Below are 13709 nucleotides of genomic sequence, written 5' to 3' on the forward strand. Positions count from 1 at the left end.
GCTCATGGTGAATAAACGCAATCCAGCCCAGCGGCGCTACCTGATCCGGCTCATGCCGTTGATGGTTTCCTACGCGATCATTCTGATCGGGGTGAACGCGGCGCAGCGGGGCGTCAGTATCTCGGGCGCGACGCTGGGGGTAATGTCGGTGCTGCCCGCGATCCGGCTGGTCGGGGTGATGATCGTCATGGGAATGTATCTGTGTGAGGAACGCGACGAGTTCGTCCGCAACCGCCTCGTCATGGCGATGCTGGGTGGCACCGGCATCCTGCTCGCCGCGACAACGGTGTGGGGATCCCTCGAAAACCACGGCGTGGTCGGCCATCCGCCGACGTTCCTCGCCTTCCCCTTCTGGTGCGGTGCGATGGGGATCAGCCAGTGCGCCATGGCGCTGCATGACCGGTTTACGAGCCCCGCGGAATGAACAATCACCTGAAGGCGCTGCGCGCCGAGCGGGGCTGGTCGCAACAGCATCTGGCCGAGCGACTCGACGTGTCGCGGCAGAGCGTCAACGCGATCGAGACGGGCCGCTACGACCCGTCGCTGCCGCTGGCGTTCCGGATCGCCGAACTGTTCGGGCTGCCGATCGAGGCGGTCTTCGTCAGCCCGAGCCAAAATTAGATGAAGGTGCCCTGCGTCGCGCGACCGATCGCCGGCAGGACGATGCCCTGCAGGATGCCGATCAGCACCAGCACCACGAACGGCGCGAAGTCGAGCGCGCCGAAATCGGGAAGGATCTTCCGGATCGGGCGATAGACCGGCTCGGTCGCGGTCATCAGCCCGCGATACAGCGAGCGGATGAAGTCGTTATGGGTGTTGATGACGTTGAACGAGATCAGGATCGACAGGATCGCCTGCACGACGATGATCCACCACAGAACGTTCAGCAGCACCTGAATGATATCGAGCAGGACGTTCAACGCTTGGCCTTTCGCGAATGGTTCTCGACTATAGGGACGCGCGCGCCCGGCTCCAAGCCTTCAGCGGTCGGATCGCGGCGCGATCCGGTCCCGTTTCAGGCGCGGACCAGCGTTCCTGCACCCTGTTCGGTAAAGATTTCGAGCAGCATGGCGTGCGGCACGCGCCCGTCGAGGATGACGGCGGCATCGACGCCCTGCGCGACCGCGTTGACGCAGGTCTCGACCTTCGGGATCATCCCGCCCTTGATCGTGCCGTCGGCCTTCAGCTCGGCGATGCGGGCGGGGTTGAGGTCGCTCAGCAATTCGCCGGTCTTGTCGAGCACGCCCGCGACATCGGTCAGCAGGAAGAAGCGCGACGCGCCCATCGCGCCCGCAATGGCACCCGCCATGGTGTCGGCGTTGATGTTGTAGGTCTCGCCATCGGCCCCCAGCGCGACCGGTGCGACGACCGGGATGAACCCGTCGCGCGCGAGGCTGTGGAGGATGGTCGGGTCGACCGCGACCGGCGTGCCGACGAAGCCCAGATCGACATGGCGCTCGATCCCCTGCGACCGATCGGGTTCGCTGCGTCCGACCTTTTCGGCGGTGACCAGCCGGGCGTCCTTGCCGGAAATGCCGACCGCCTTGCCGCCGGCCTGCGCGATCCACGCGACGATTTCCTTGTTGATCTTGCCCGCCAGCACCATTTCCGCGACCTCGGCGGTCGCCGCATCGGTGACCCGCAGGCCATCGACGAAGCGTGATTCGACGCCGAGCCGCTTGAGCATCGCCCCGATCTGCGGGCCGCCGCCATGGACGACGACCGGATTGATGCCGACCTGCTTCAGCAGCACCACGTCCTCGGCGAAATCGCGCGCCAGTTCGGGATCGCCCATCGCGTGTCCGCCATATTTCACCACGAAGGTGCGCCCGGCATATCGTTGCAGATACGGCAGCGCCTCGGTCAGCGTTTCCGCCTTGGCGAGCATCTTCGGATCGGGAGCGTGGGTCATGACCGCGCCTTTAGCGGGGTGTCGTTCAAGAAGAAAGAATTGGGTTCACGCGAAGGCGCGAAGGCGCGGAGAAAGAGAAAGGGCCTTTTCGCGCAGAGGCGCAGAGGCGCGGAGGGGTTGCGACCGCTCCGACCGCTCTCTGACCGGCGAAGCCTCTCTCCCGCTGAGCCCGATGAAGGAAGCCGCTGTCGCGGCGAGCACGCCCTCTCTGCGCCTTCGCGGCTCTGCGCGATCAAATTCTTCTTCTCCGCGTCTCCGCGCCTTCGCGTGAAACCGAATCCTGCTTACCTCGCCCGATCCAACCGCCGCCCCAATGCGACGAACGCGTAGATCAGCGGCGGGACGAGGACGATCGACAACGTGACCTTGGCCAGCATCTGCCCGACGACCAGCTGCCCGATCGGAAATACGCCGTAAAAGGCGACCGAGATGAAGATCAGCGTGTCGACGATCTGCGACAGGACGCTGGCGATCGCCGCGCGCAGCCAGAGCAGCTTGCCCTGCCCCCGCTTCAGCCAGCCGAAGATGGTGACGTTCAGCGTCTGCGACACGCCGTACGCGACGATGCCCGCCATCCAGATGCGCAGGTTGGAGCGCATGACGAGGTCGAAGGCGGCGAGCCGGTCAGCCTCCATGCTGGGGGCGGCGGGCAATTCGAGGACGATCGCGACCAGCAGCATCGACGCCAGCAGCGGCAGGAACCCGAACCAGACCAGATGCTTGGCACGCGACGCGCCGTACAGTTCGGCGACCGCGCTCGACACCACGACCAGCAGCAGGAAGGCGAAGATGCCCGCCTCCACCGCCAGCGGGCCGATCGCGACCTGTTTGTTGCCGAGCACGCCGGCGATGCAGACCATGCCGCCGTAGAAGATCGAAAAGATGAACAGCGCGCGGGGCATGGTGATCGTCGCCGGCGCGGGCGTTGCAGCTATCGTCGTTGCAGGTGTCGTCATGGCCCTTGCTAGTCCCGAAAACCGCCGATGGCAAAAGCGTTTGTCACCGCTGGCCCCCGCGACACCGGCATGGCATATCGCGACGGTTTGGGGCCGTCCGGGCGGGCGGCGGGGCAGGGTACTTCGCTTACATGACACGTTTCCTCATCGGCATCGCCGGCATCGTCGTGATCCTCGGCATCGCCTTTGCGTTATCGACCAACCGCCGCGCGATCCGGTTGCGCGTGGTCGGCGCGGCGTTCGCGTTGCAGGTGGGGATCGCGGTACTGGTGCTCTACACGCCATGGGGGAAGGGCGTGCTGGGGTTCCTGTCGGGGGGCGTCGCCAACCTGCTCGCCTATGCCAATGCCGGCACGTCGTTCCTGTTCGGCCCGCTGGCGCGTCCGGAAATCGGCGGGACGAGCTTCGCCATCGCCGCCTTGCCGGTCATCATCTTCTTCGCGTCGCTGGTGTCGATCCTCTATTATCTCGGCATCATGCAGCTGGTGGTTCGCTGGATCGGCGGCGGCATCGAAAAGGTGATCGGCGTCAGCAAGGTCGAATCGCTGTGCGCTGCCGCCAATATCTTCGTCGGACAGAGCGAATCGCCGCTGGTGATCCGGCCCTATCTGGCAGGTCTGACCCCGGCGCAGCTGTTCACGGTGATGACCAGCGGCATGGCGGGCGTCGCCGGCACGATTTTGGCGGCGTACGCATCGATGGGCATCCGCATCGATTTCCTGCTGGCGGCCAGCTTCATGGCGGCACCGGGCGGCATCCTGATGGCCAAGATCATCATGCCCGACACGCCCGAGCCACCCGCCGGGGAATTGCCGCTGGGCGATGCCGACCGTATCGGGCGCGAGGCGGATTCGATCGCGCTGGCAGAGGCGACGCATGACGAGGAACGTCCGGCCAACATCATCATGGCGGCGGCGCAGGGTGCGCAGACCGGCGTGAAGCTGGCGGTGGCGGTCGGCGCGATGGTGCTGGCGTTCGTCGCGCTGGTGGCACTGGCCAACGGCCTGCTCGGCGGGATCGGCAACTGGTTCGGGATCGCCGACCTCAGCTTCCAGCGGTTGCTCGGCTATGTCTTCGCGCCGCTGATGTTCATGCTGAACGTGCCGTGGAACGAAGCAGGGATCGCGGGCGGGTTGTTCGGGCAGAAGGTCGTGCTGAACGAATTCGTCGCCTATATCTCGCTCGGGGAAGCCGGCGGACAATTGTCGATGCGGACGATCGCGATCATCACCTTCGCCCTGTGTGGCTTCGCCAATTTCTCGTCGATCGCGATCCAGATGGCGGTGACCGGCAGCCTTGCCCCCAATCAGCGGCCGATGATCGCGCGGCTGGGCATCCGCGCGCTGATCGCGGGCAGTCTGGCGAACCTCATGTCGGCGGCGCTTGCGGGGCTGTTACTGGCTTGAAAAAGCGGCGGTGACCCGGCCCGTCAACCGTCTGTTTACGCCATTTCAATACGGGTGCTCGTCCATGCCGGACACGGCGTGCGACTTGGGTGACGGGGATGGCCATGAACGACGGACTGATCGATCAGCGGGTACTGACGCAGACGCGGGCGGAACTGGGCGCGAATTTCATCCGCATTCTCGGATACTTCCGCGAGGATGGGCTGAAGTCGCTGCTGGCGATCGAACAGGCGATGCGCGAACAGAATGCGGTGGCGATGGTCCTGCCGGCGCATACGCTGAAGGGTGAGTCGCGGCAGTTCGGCGCGGAGACGCTGGCCGATATGGCGGAGGGCATCGAGCTGATCGCCCGCAAATGCGTCGAGACGCATGACAAGCCGACCGAAGCGCTGGAGCATGTCGCGCGGCTGCGCCCGACGTTTCAGGCGACGCTGGCGTCGCTAGACCGCGACAGCAACCCGCTGGCGCAGCGCAAGTCGACCGGGTTCGGCAAGCGGCCGGTCGCACTGTAAGAACGGCGTTTCCGACCGTCCGTTGTTTCGAAAAAGCCGACCGCGACGATGCGCGGCCGGCCATCGGCGTTACAGCCCGTGCTTGTCGTATTCCGATTTGGCGTTGAGCTGAATGTAGTTCTGGATGCCCATCCGCTCGATCATCTCGAACTGGGTTTCGAGCGTGTCGACATGCTCTTCCTCGTTCATCAGGATTTCCGCGAACAGATCGCGGCTGACGAAATCGCGGATGCTCTCGCAATAGGCGACCGCATCGCGCAGCTGCGCGACCGCTTCGACTTCGATCGCGAGATCGGCCTTGAGGATCTCCTCGACCGTTTCACCGACGCGCAGGCGACCGAGCAGCTGGAAGTTGGGCAGGCCGTCGAGGAACAGGATACGCTCCGCCAGACGGTCGGCATGCTTCATCTCGTCGATCGATTCGTGGCGTTCGAACTGGGCGAGCTTGTAGACGCCCCAATGGTCGAGCAGGCGATAGTGCAGCCAATATTGGTTGACCGCGGTCAGCTCGTTCCGGAGCGCCTCGTTGAGAAATTCGATGACCTTTGCGTCGCCCTTCACGTCGTTCGTCCTTATCCTGTGATGGACGGCGTCTACGCGGTTTGACGCGACAGGGACAGCATCAACGTGGCTGATTTCCGCCGATTTCGATAGCTGCGAACGCTACGCAGCCGCGCGCTCCGCGTCGATAATGGCTCGCGCGAACGGCACGCATTGACCGCATTTCGCCTGACATCCCAGCGCGCGATACGCCTGGCAGGCGCTGTTCGCGCCACCGCGCGCAGCCTCGCGCACATCGCGTTCCCGAATGGCATTGCAGACGCATACGACCATGTTCGACCCTCGCTCCGTTGGGTCGGTTCATACTGGTAGTGAAAATCGTTCGCAACAATTATTGCGGATCATTCGCATCAATTCGTCGTGTTCAGGTCGTCGACGAACTGCGCATCGGTTGCCATTGCCGGCGTGCGAGTGACCGCCACAGCCATTCGAACGGCCCGTAGCGACAGCGGGCCAGCCACCATGGCGACCAGAGCAGCATCGCGGCGCACATCGCGAACACCGGTAGATAGAGCGACGCGCGCGACCAGTGGCCGAACTGGCCGAGGCCCCATCCGTAGAAGACGAAACACATGACGATGCTGGTGGCGAGATAGTTGCTGAGCGCCATCCGCCCGGCAGCGGCGAATCGGCGCGCGATGGGACCGCCGCCGGCGGCCAGCAGCACGATCGTGGCCGCCCAGCCGGGGATCATGATCGCGCGGACCGGGGTGGCCAGCGCGATCGGCCCGGCGACGATGGCCAGCACGTCGAGGTCGCGCGACGCCATCCAGACCGCGATCGCCCCATAGCCGAGCAGGCCGATGCCCGTCCCGCCGATCGCCCATCGCCACAGCCGGCGACGCGACCAGCGGCCGTCGAGCATCCCGCTGCGCAGCGCAGCCATGCCGAACAGCATATAGGCAATGGTTTCGAAGCCGATGATCAGCGTGTTGCTGAGGCTTTCGGCGATCTCCGCCAGATTGTGGGCGAGGATTCCGGCATAGCTTCCCCGGTACACGGCAAACTCCCGTGCAAGGACGGCGGGGGCGGGGACGCCGAACGCGTCCTGGAAATCGCGCAGGTTCTGCACGGCCTTCGCGCCATCACTCGCCCGTATCGACAGATAGGCGAGCGGGATCGAGCCGATGAGCAGCGCATCGATCAGCGCGAAGGCGATACCGAACGCCAGCAGCCGTCCGGGGCCGAGCGAGCGGAACGCATAGGCAGCCGACCCGATCAACGCATAATGGGCGAGGATGTCGCCACGCCAGAGCAGGGCGGCATGGGTGAGGCCGAGTACGAACAACCAGCCCATACGCGCGTAGTGAACCGCCGCCGGATCGCGCCCGGCGGCCTCCGCCCGGTCGGTGACCAGCAGCAGCGACGCGCCGAACAGGAACGAGAACAGTCCGCGCATCTTGCCGTCGAACAGGATCAGTACGGCGTAATAGGCGACGCGGTCGGCCGCGCCGTTCAGGCCATAGGCGCGCGGGCTGATATAAGCCGCTTCGGGCAGGGCGAAGGCGAGGATGTTGAGGAACAGGATCCCCATGACGGCGACGCCCCGGACCGTATCGATCGTCGCGATACGGCCCATGGGCGTCGGTTCAGGCAATTGCGGCGTCGCCGTTCATCAGTGCCGGGAAAAAGCCTTCATGCGCCTTGCGCAGATCGTCGAGCGAGACGGCGAAATCGCCATCGGTCAGTTCGAAGATGATGCGGCTGCCGATCGTCCGGCCGATCGGTTCGGCATCGACCCCGGCCTTTTCCGCGCCCTGCAGGAATTCGAGCAGCGCATGGTCGTGGACGGTGACGATATAGACGCCCTGATCCTCGGCAAAGAGCGAGCGGGCGATGTCGTCGAACGGCAGCTTGCGGTCGAGGATCGCGCCGACATTGCCGGCCAGCGCCATTTCGGCGACCGTTACCGCAAGGCCGCCGTCGCTGACGTCGTGGCAGGCGGTGATCTTGCCCGACAGGATCGCGCGGCGGATATAGCCGCCGGTGCTGCGTTCGGCGTCGAGATCGACCGGCGGCGGCGGGCCTTCCTCACGGCCGTGCAGTTCGCGCAGCCAGAGCGACTGGCCGAGCGGCCCGGTGCGGTCGCCGACGCGCAGAATGATGTCGCTGGTCTGCTTGAAGGCGATCGTCGCCGACTTCTCCCAATCGGCCAGCAGCCCGACGCCGCCGATCGCCGGGGTCGGCAGGATCGCCGAGCCGCCGCCGGTCGCTTTCGATTCATTGTAGAGCGAGACGTTGCCCGACACGATCGGGAAGTCGAGCGCGCGGCAGGCTTCGCTCATCCCGTCGAGGCAGCCGACGATCTGGCCCATGATCTCGGGCCGCTGCGGATTGGCGAAGTTCAGGCAGTTGGTAACCGCCAGCGGCGTCGCGCCGACGGCGGTCAGGTTGCGATACGCCTCGGCGATCGCCTGTTTTCCGCCCTCGACCGGGTCGGCGAAGCAATAGCGCGGGGTGCAGTCGGTGGTCATCGCCAGCGCCTTCTGCGTCCCATGCACCCGCACCACCGCCGCATCGCCGCCGGGGCGCTGCACGGTGTTCGCACCGACCATGTGGTCGTACTGTTCCCAGATCCAGCGGCGGCTGGCGATGTCGGGCGATCCCATCAGCTTTAGCAGGTCGGCGGCCGGATCGGTGCATTCGGGGACGTCGGTCAGCTCGGCGGGCTTGGGCGTGGCGACATGCGGCCGATCGTAGAGCGGGGCATCGTCGGCCAGCGGCGCCAGCGGAATGTCGGCGACGACGTCCCCCTGCCATTTTAGCACCATGCGGCCGGTGTCGGTGACGTGACCGATGACCGCGAAGTCGAGCTCCCATTTGTCGAAGATCGCGCGCGCGAAATCCTCGCGGCCGGGCTTGAGCACCATGAGCATCCGCTCCTGGCTTTCCGACAGCATCATTTCGTACGGGGTCATGCCGCGCTCACGCTGCGGCACGTCGTCCATGACCAGTTCGATGCCGACCCCGCCCTTCGACGCCATCTCGACCGAGGAGGAGGTGAGGCCCGCGGCGCCCATGTCCTGAATTGCGACGATCGCGTCGGAGGCCATGAGTTCGAGGCACGCCTCGATCAGCAGCTTTTCGGTGAAGGGGTCGCCGACCTGCACGGTCGGGCGCTTCTCCTCGGCATCCTCGCCGAAGTCCGCCGAGGCCATGGTCGCGCCGTGGATACCGTCGCGGCCGGTCTTCGACCCGACATAGACGATCGGATTGCCGACGCCCGATGCCGCCGAATAGAAGATCTTGTCGGTGTCGGCGATGCCGACGGTCATCGCGTTGACGAGAATGTTGCCGTCATAGGCGGGGTGGAAATTCACTTCGCCGCCGACGGTCGGCACGCCGACGCAGTTGCCGTAGCCGCCGATGCCGTGGACCACGCCCGCGATCAGGTGGCGCATCTTGGGATGATCGGGCCGGCCGAAGCGCAGCGCGTTGAGGTTCGCGATCGGCCGGGCACCCATGGTGAACACGTCGCGCAGGATGCCGCCGACGCCGGTCGCCGCCCCCTGATAGGGTTCGATGTACGAGGGGTGGTTGTGGCTCTCCATCTTGAAGATCGCCGCCTGTCCGTCGCCAATATCGATCACGCCGGCATTCTCACCCGGACCGCAAATGACCTGACGGCCGGTCGTCGGCAGCTTTTTCAGATGGATGCGGCTGGATTTATAGCTGCAATGTTCCGACCACATGACCGAGAAGATGCCAAGCTCGGTGAGGTTCGGCTCACGGCCCATCGCGTGCAGGACACGCGCATATTCTTCGGGGCTCAGGCCGTGTTCGGCGACGATCTCGGGCGTGATCTGGGTCATGGGCGTGCCTCTAGCGTGCGCGCGCAGGCGGTGCCAGCCGGTTTGTGATCGTTGCCGATGTGTTTCCGGTGGTTCTGCTGCGTTGCAAAATAGGTACAGGCGAAGAACAATTATGATCGGCTGGATTTAATCCGCTTCGATTAACCCGTTTGCTGTGGGAACCTTGCATAGCGCTAGACGTCGGTGATCCGCATCGCCGGTCGCTGGCGTAGCAGGGCGTCATGCCGAGCAAGGGAGAATCTGAATGGTTTCGAAGTTTCTGACGGCAATCGCGGCAACCACGCTGGTCGCAGCCCCGGTCGCCGCCAACGCCGCATCGAACGCGCAGTCGCTGTCGGTTGCGAAGTCGGTCCGTGCGTCGGCCCCGACCAAGGGTGGCCAGAAGCTGGCCGGCGGCGGCATCGTGTTCGCACTGCTGGCAGCCGCGATCGTCGCCGGCGGCGTCATCATCGCCACCGACGACAATTCGGACAGCAACTAAGTCCGGTTGCGGGGCGGGGGCCGGTGTCGGTCCCCGCTTCGGTTTTCAGCTTGTACCTTGCCCGTTAGCGCGGTTCAGCACTGCGGACCGACGTTCTCCTATTTTGGTAACAAGGTCGTCGCAGAACAGTCCGCCCATCATGACAAAGAATGCGGTGTCGAGAGTCGGCGTTGCCATTCCCGACCACCAGCGCCACGCCACGATCGCGAACGGAACAAGCGCGACGATCCCTATCGCTTGCCGTAAACGGATCGGAACCTCATAGCGAAGCACGATGAGCGACAGCAGGGCGATCGCCCATGTCGATCCGGCCAGAACCCGCAGCATCAAGCGGTCTCCTGACCGGAAGACGAGCGGCTCAAACTTTCCGCTTCTTCCACGCCTGCCACAGCATCATGCCAAGCAACGTGCCGCCGGCGACGGTGCCGCCGACCGCGACCGCCGTCATCACCGGCGACAGCGTATTGTCGGCGCGGTGGAGATGCGGGCGGTGCTTCTTCAGCTTCTTGAGCAGCGGCGTGCGCTGCGACAACCCTTCGAACATCTCGCCCGGACCTTCGGGATCGAGGATCTTGTTGTCGGCCAGCCATTCGGTGACTGCACCGAGGTCCGGCACTTCATAGGGGCGTAGCGAGCGGCCGTCGCCGCGAAGTTCCTCGATGGTCGCGATCAGCGAGCCGGTACGCTCCAGCGTGGCCTCGATCGTCTTGCAATCGGTGCAAAGATGCTCGGCCAGCAACGAGTCGCGAATGCCGGCGATGGTGCGGCGTTCGTCGGCATTGACATGGCGGGTGGCATCGATGGTCACGTCGCATTCGGTGTCGAGGCGCAGCGAGCGGTTGTTGAAGTTCGACGAGCCGACGCGCAGCAGCTGGTCGTCGATCACCGTCACCTTGGCATGGACATAGATGGCGGTGCCGCCGGCGGTGAAGGGGTGGTAGATGCGCAGCCGGTCGTGGCGGTCGCGTTCCTTCAACGCCTGAAAGATGCGGGCGCGCGCCGAATCCATCGCGACCGGTTCGAGCCAGCCCTCCGCCGTGGTCGGGTTGACGATCACCACTTCGGGGCCGTCGGCTTCGTCCAGCCGCCTCGCGATCGCCTCGGCGACCTTGCGCGAGGCGAAATACTGGCTTTCGGCGTAGATGAAGCGTTCGGCGCGGGCGATCAGGTCGAGATAGAGCGTCTCGATCTCGTGCACCGGTTCCTGTTCGGCCATTTCGGGGATGGTACGGGCGATGGCGACGTCGATTTCGGTGAAGTCGGCGTCCAGCCCGGTCGGCCAGCAATCGCCGGTACCGGTCGGGGCGGGCAGGACCTCGCCCCCCGACACTGCCCAGCGGCGGCGGCACATGTCGCCAAGGGCGGCCGCGACCGGCCCTTCCAGCGCCGTCGTGACGTCGTGCCATGGTTGGTAGGGCGTGCCATCGGGTTCGAGACGACGGGGATCGTTGTCGAGGTGTTCGCGCGTGTCCCAACGGTCGACGGTCATGTCGATCCCGCCGCAAAAGGCGACGCTGTCGTCGATGACCACGACCTTTTGATGATGCGATCCGGCGATCGGGTGATGCCCGTCGAGGCGGAGATGGACCTGCGGATCGCCGATCCATTTGGCGATCCGTACCAGCGTGCGGCCGTGGAACAGCGTCTTGATCGCACCGGTGTCCCAACGCAGGATATGGACCTGTAGCCCCGGCGTGCGGCGCACCAGCCAGCTGATGAATTCGCCGACCTTGTCGGGGCCTTCGCTCTTCGGATCGGTCTTGAACCGGATGCGCGCATCGAAGTCCCAGCCGATCAGCATGATCTGCTTCCTGGCCTTCAGCATCGCGTCGCGGGCATGGGTGAAATAATTGTCGGCATCAACCAGCACGGTCGCGCGGGTCGCGCGCTCGATCCGCCAGCAGTTACGACCGGGTTCGAGCGGAGGAGTATGACGTGCCATATGCCCGCCATGGCATCCTATCGTGACGGTTCCAAGGGTTAGCGACGCGTGACGTGGCCAAAGGTCACAAAGGTCACACTCGCGCGCGGTTTGTGGCGCGCGTGTCGGACACCGGTTGGGACGGGCGGCGGGCGGACGATGGGAAAGAGCGGGAGGGCGATGCTGGCAGGGTGGCGGCGTGTAGGAAAGGGCGGATGCGGGCGCGCTCGCCTTCGCGGGAATGACGATGCGGGGCGTCGATCTGTCGTCACCCCGGGTCAAGCCCGGGTGACGGGGTGGAGAGGTGGTTACAGGATTTCGTGCACCCGTTCCGGCGGACGGGCAAGGACGCTGCCCCTGGACGTTTCGACGATCGGGCGTTCGATCAGGATGGGGTGCTCGGCCATCGCGTCGAGAATGGCGGCGTCGGTGGCGTTCTTCAGCGGTTTGGCTTCGGTTTCGCCGGTGCGCAGGGCCTCGCGTGGGGAGAGGTTGGCGCGGTTGAACAGGTCGGCCAGTTCTGCGCGGGTCGGCGGGGTTTTCAGATATTCGATGACGGTGACGTCGGCGCCGGCGTCGGTCAGGAGCGTCAGAGCCGCGCGGGACTTCGAGCAGCGGGGGTTGTGGTAGATCGTAGCTTTCATGATTTCCTCCCCACATGGTGGGGAGGGGGACCGTTCGCGCTGGCGAGGGGGTGGAGGGGGATGGCCTGCTCCACTGACGCTGCGTTCGGGGCGANATCCCCCTCCACCATCCTGCGGATGGTCCCCCCTCCCCGCGGGCGGGGAGGATCTTACGTCAGTCGTTCTTTGCCAGCCATTCCTCGAGCCATTTGATCGTATAGTCGCCCTGCTGGAATTCGGGGTCGTCGAGCAGCGCCTGATGCAGCGGAATGGTGGTTTTCATCCCCTCGATCACGAATTCCTCCAGTGCGCGGCGCAGGCGCATCAGGCAGCGTTCGCGGGTGGTGCCATAGACGATCAGCTTGGCGATCATGCTGTCGTAATAGGGCGGCACCTTGTAGCCGGCATACAGCCCGCTATCGACGCGGACGTGCATCCCGCCGGGGGCGTGGAAATGCTTCACCGTGCCGGGCGACGGCGCGAAGGTGCGCGGGTCCTCGGCATTGATGCGGCATTCGATCGCGTGGCCGGTGAAGCGGATCTGCTCCTGCCGACAGGTCAGGCCGTGCCCTTCGGCGACGCGGATCTGTTCGCGGACGAGGTCTAGGCCGGTGATCATTTCGGTCACCGGATGTTCAACCTGCAGGCGGGTGTTCATTTCGATGAAATAGAACTCGCCGTCCTCCCACAGGAATTCGATCGTGCCCGCGCCGCGATAGCCCATATCGGCCATCGCCTTTGCACAGATGCCGCCCATGCGCTCGCGGTCGGCCTGTCCGAGCACCGGCGAGGGCGCTTCCTCCAGCACCTTCTGGTGCCGGCGTTGCAGCGAACAGTCGCGCTCGCCCAGATGGATGGCGTGGCCGTTGCCGTCGCCGAACACCTGGAACTCGATATGGCGCGGGTTGCCGAGATATTTCTCCATGTAGACGGTGGCGTCGCCGAACGCCGCCTTCGCCTCGCTGCCCGCCTGCTGCATCAGCGTTTCGAGCTGGTCCTCGGATGCGCAGACCTTCATGCCGCGCCCGCCGCCGCCCGATGCGGCCTTGATGATGACCGGATAGCCGATCGACGCGGCGATCGCCTTGGCCTCGTCGACGTCCGCGATCGGGCCGTCGGAGCCGGGGACGAGGGGCAGGCCGAGCTTGCCGGCGGTCCGCTTCGCCTCGACCTTGTCGCCCATTACCCGGATATGTTCGGGCTTGGGACCGACGAAGATCAAATTATGCAGCTCGACGATCTCGGCGAACTTGGCGTTTTCCGACAGGAAGCCATAGCCCGGATGGATCGCGTCCGCGCCGCTGATCTCGGCGGCCGAGATGATGTTGGGGATGTTGAGATAGCTGTCGGTCGCCGCCGGCGGGCCGATGCAGATGGCTTCGTCGGCGAGGCGCACGTGCATCGCATCGGCATCGGCGGTCGAATGGACCGCGACCGTCCTGATGCCCATTTCATGGCACGCGCGGTGGATGCGGAGCGCGATCTCGCCACGGTTGGCGATCAGCAGTTTCTTGATTTCGGGCAT

16 protein-coding genes are annotated in these 13709 nt (G+C 65.2%); 5 read left to right on the forward strand and 11 right to left on the reverse strand.

All coding sequences use genetic code 11. The annotated features are described in order from the left end of the window. Positions 1-4 precede the first annotated feature (4 nt). Both ASE91_RS07255 and ASE91_RS07260 read left to right on the forward strand, forming a co-directional pair. The gene (locus tag ASE91_RS07255) at positions 5-424 is read left to right on the forward strand and encodes a hypothetical protein (RefSeq protein ID WP_056624375.1); all 420 of its coding nucleotides are present in this window, start codon (positions 5-7) and stop codon (positions 422-424) included. Then, positions 421-621, forward strand: a complete 201-nt coding sequence (locus ASE91_RS07260; RefSeq protein ID WP_056624379.1) for a helix-turn-helix transcriptional regulator — start codon at positions 421-423, stop codon at positions 619-621. The genes ASE91_RS07255 and ASE91_RS07260 overlap by 4 nt, the downstream gene beginning before the upstream one ends. On the opposite strand, the gene ASE91_RS07265 is transcribed toward ASE91_RS07260, so the two are convergent. The 3 genes from ASE91_RS07265 to ASE91_RS07275 form a co-directional block, all read right to left on the reverse strand. Next, positions 618-920, reverse strand: a complete 303-nt coding sequence (locus tag ASE91_RS07265) for a YggT family protein (RefSeq protein ID WP_055996605.1) — start codon at positions 918-920, stop codon at positions 618-620. The two genes, ASE91_RS07260 and ASE91_RS07265, sit on opposite strands and share 4 nt — an antisense overlap. 95 nt (positions 921-1015) lie before the next feature. Next, positions 1016-1912 (reverse strand): acetylglutamate kinase, encoded by an 897-nt coding sequence (argB, locus tag ASE91_RS07270; protein WP_055996602.1) that lies wholly within the window; start codon positions 1910-1912, stop codon positions 1016-1018. 284 nt (positions 1913-2196) lie between these two features. Further along, the gene (locus ASE91_RS07275) at positions 2197-2868 is read right to left on the reverse strand and encodes a queuosine precursor transporter (RefSeq protein ID WP_200911212.1); all 672 of its coding nucleotides are present in this window, start codon (positions 2866-2868) and stop codon (positions 2197-2199) included. Between the two features lie 131 nt (positions 2869-2999). Between ASE91_RS07275 and ASE91_RS07280 the strand changes: the two genes are divergently transcribed. Together ASE91_RS07280 and ASE91_RS07285 are read left to right on the forward strand one after the other, a co-directional pair. Continuing rightward, positions 3000-4274, forward strand: coding sequence for a NupC/NupG family nucleoside CNT transporter (locus ASE91_RS07280; RefSeq protein WP_056624382.1), 1275 nt, complete (start codon positions 3000-3002; stop codon positions 4272-4274). A gap of 104 nt (positions 4275-4378) precedes the next feature. Continuing rightward, a complete protein-coding gene (locus ASE91_RS07285; RefSeq protein WP_235530370.1) occupies positions 4379-4786 on the forward strand; it encodes an Hpt domain-containing protein in 408 nt (135 codons plus the stop codon). A gap of 69 nt (positions 4787-4855) precedes the next feature. Here the strand turns inward: ASE91_RS07285 and bfr are convergent, their stop codons facing one another. The 4 genes from bfr to purL form a co-directional block, all read right to left on the reverse strand. Further along, positions 4856-5347, reverse strand: coding sequence for a bacterioferritin (bfr, locus tag ASE91_RS07290; protein WP_056624393.1), 492 nt, complete (start codon positions 5345-5347; stop codon positions 4856-4858). A 102-nt stretch (positions 5348-5449) separates the two neighbouring features. Continuing rightward, positions 5450-5620, reverse strand: coding sequence for a (2Fe-2S)-binding protein (locus tag ASE91_RS07295; protein ID WP_055996590.1), 171 nt, complete (start codon positions 5618-5620; stop codon positions 5450-5452). A 91-nt stretch (positions 5621-5711) separates the two neighbouring features. Further along, the gene (locus ASE91_RS07300; RefSeq protein WP_056624395.1) at positions 5712-6926 is read right to left on the reverse strand and encodes a DUF418 domain-containing protein; all 1215 of its coding nucleotides are present in this window, start codon (positions 6924-6926) and stop codon (positions 5712-5714) included. Between the two features lie 10 nt (positions 6927-6936). Continuing rightward, on the reverse strand, positions 6937-9159 hold the full coding sequence (purL, locus tag ASE91_RS07305; RefSeq protein WP_056624398.1) for a phosphoribosylformylglycinamidine synthase subunit PurL: 2223 nt from the start codon (positions 9157-9159) through the stop codon (positions 6937-6939). 244 nt (positions 9160-9403) lie between these two features. On the opposite strand from purL, the gene ASE91_RS07310 reads away from it, so the two are divergent. After that, entirely contained in the window at positions 9404-9640 is a 237-nt protein-coding gene (locus ASE91_RS07310) for a hypothetical protein (RefSeq protein ID WP_056400153.1), read from the forward strand. 45 nt (positions 9641-9685) lie between these two features. Here the strand turns inward: ASE91_RS07310 and ASE91_RS07315 are convergent, their stop codons facing one another. The 4 genes from ASE91_RS07315 to accC form a co-directional block, all read right to left on the reverse strand. Then, positions 9686-9967, reverse strand: coding sequence for a hypothetical protein (locus ASE91_RS07315; protein WP_056624400.1), 282 nt, complete (start codon positions 9965-9967; stop codon positions 9686-9688). A gap of 31 nt (positions 9968-9998) precedes the next feature. Further along, a complete protein-coding gene (locus ASE91_RS07320; protein WP_056624403.1) occupies positions 9999-11582 on the reverse strand; it encodes a phospholipase D-like domain-containing protein in 1584 nt (527 codons plus the stop codon). Positions 11583-11869: 287 nt separating this feature from the next. Beyond that, the gene (gene arsC / locus ASE91_RS07325) at positions 11870-12205 is read right to left on the reverse strand and encodes an arsenate reductase (glutaredoxin) (RefSeq protein ID WP_056624406.1); all 336 of its coding nucleotides are present in this window, start codon (positions 12203-12205) and stop codon (positions 11870-11872) included. A gap of 154 nt (positions 12206-12359) precedes the next feature. After that, entirely contained in the window at positions 12360-13709 is a 1350-nt protein-coding gene (gene accC / locus ASE91_RS07330; protein WP_055996569.1) for an acetyl-CoA carboxylase biotin carboxylase subunit, read from the reverse strand.

The sequence above is a fragment of the Sphingomonas sp. Leaf62 genome (assembly GCF_001421915.1).
Taxonomy (GTDB): Bacteria; Pseudomonadota; Alphaproteobacteria; order Sphingomonadales; family Sphingomonadaceae; genus Sphingomonas.

Bases quoted from the DNA above. Each gene is read 5' to 3' on its own strand.
- ASE91_RS07300 (WP_056624395.1), bottom strand. From the start codon at position 6,926: ATGGGCCGTATCGCGACGATCGATACGGTCCGGGGCGTCGCCGTCATG.
- argB (WP_055996602.1), bottom strand. From the start codon at position 1,912: ATGACCCACGCTCCCGATCCGAAGATGCTCGCCAAGGCGGAAACGCTG.
- ASE91_RS07295 (WP_055996590.1), bottom strand. From the start codon at position 5,620: ATGGTCGTATGCGTCTGCAATGCCATTCGGGAACGCGATGTGCGCGAG.
- ASE91_RS07310 (WP_056400153.1), top strand. From the start codon at position 9,404: ATGGTTTCGAAGTTTCTGACGGCAATCGCGGCAACCACGCTGGTCGCA.
- ASE91_RS07255 (WP_056624375.1), top strand. From the start codon at position 5: ATGGTGAATAAACGCAATCCAGCCCAGCGGCGCTACCTGATCCGGCTC.
- ASE91_RS07315 (WP_056624400.1), bottom strand. From the start codon at position 9,967: ATGCTGCGGGTTCTGGCCGGATCGACATGGGCGATCGCCCTGCTGTCG.
- ASE91_RS07260 (WP_056624379.1), top strand. From the start codon at position 421: ATGAACAATCACCTGAAGGCGCTGCGCGCCGAGCGGGGCTGGTCGCAA.
- arsC (WP_056624406.1), bottom strand. From the start codon at position 12,205: ATGAAAGCTACGATCTACCACAACCCCCGCTGCTCGAAGTCCCGCGCG.
- ASE91_RS07285 (WP_235530370.1), top strand. From the start codon at position 4,379: ATGAACGACGGACTGATCGATCAGCGGGTACTGACGCAGACGCGGGCG.
- ASE91_RS07320 (WP_056624403.1), bottom strand. From the start codon at position 11,582: ATGGCACGTCATACTCCTCCGCTCGAACCCGGTCGTAACTGCTGGCGG.
- accC (WP_055996569.1), bottom strand. From the start codon at position 13,709: ATGCCCGAAATCAAGAAACTGCTGATCGCCAACCGTGGCGAGATCGCG.
- purL (WP_056624398.1), bottom strand. From the start codon at position 9,159: ATGACCCAGATCACGCCCGAGATCGTCGCCGAACACGGCCTGAGCCCC.
- ASE91_RS07280 (WP_056624382.1), top strand. From the start codon at position 3,000: ATGACACGTTTCCTCATCGGCATCGCCGGCATCGTCGTGATCCTCGGC.
- ASE91_RS07275 (WP_200911212.1), bottom strand. From the start codon at position 2,868: ATGACGACACCTGCAACGACGATAGCTGCAACGCCCGCGCCGGCGACG.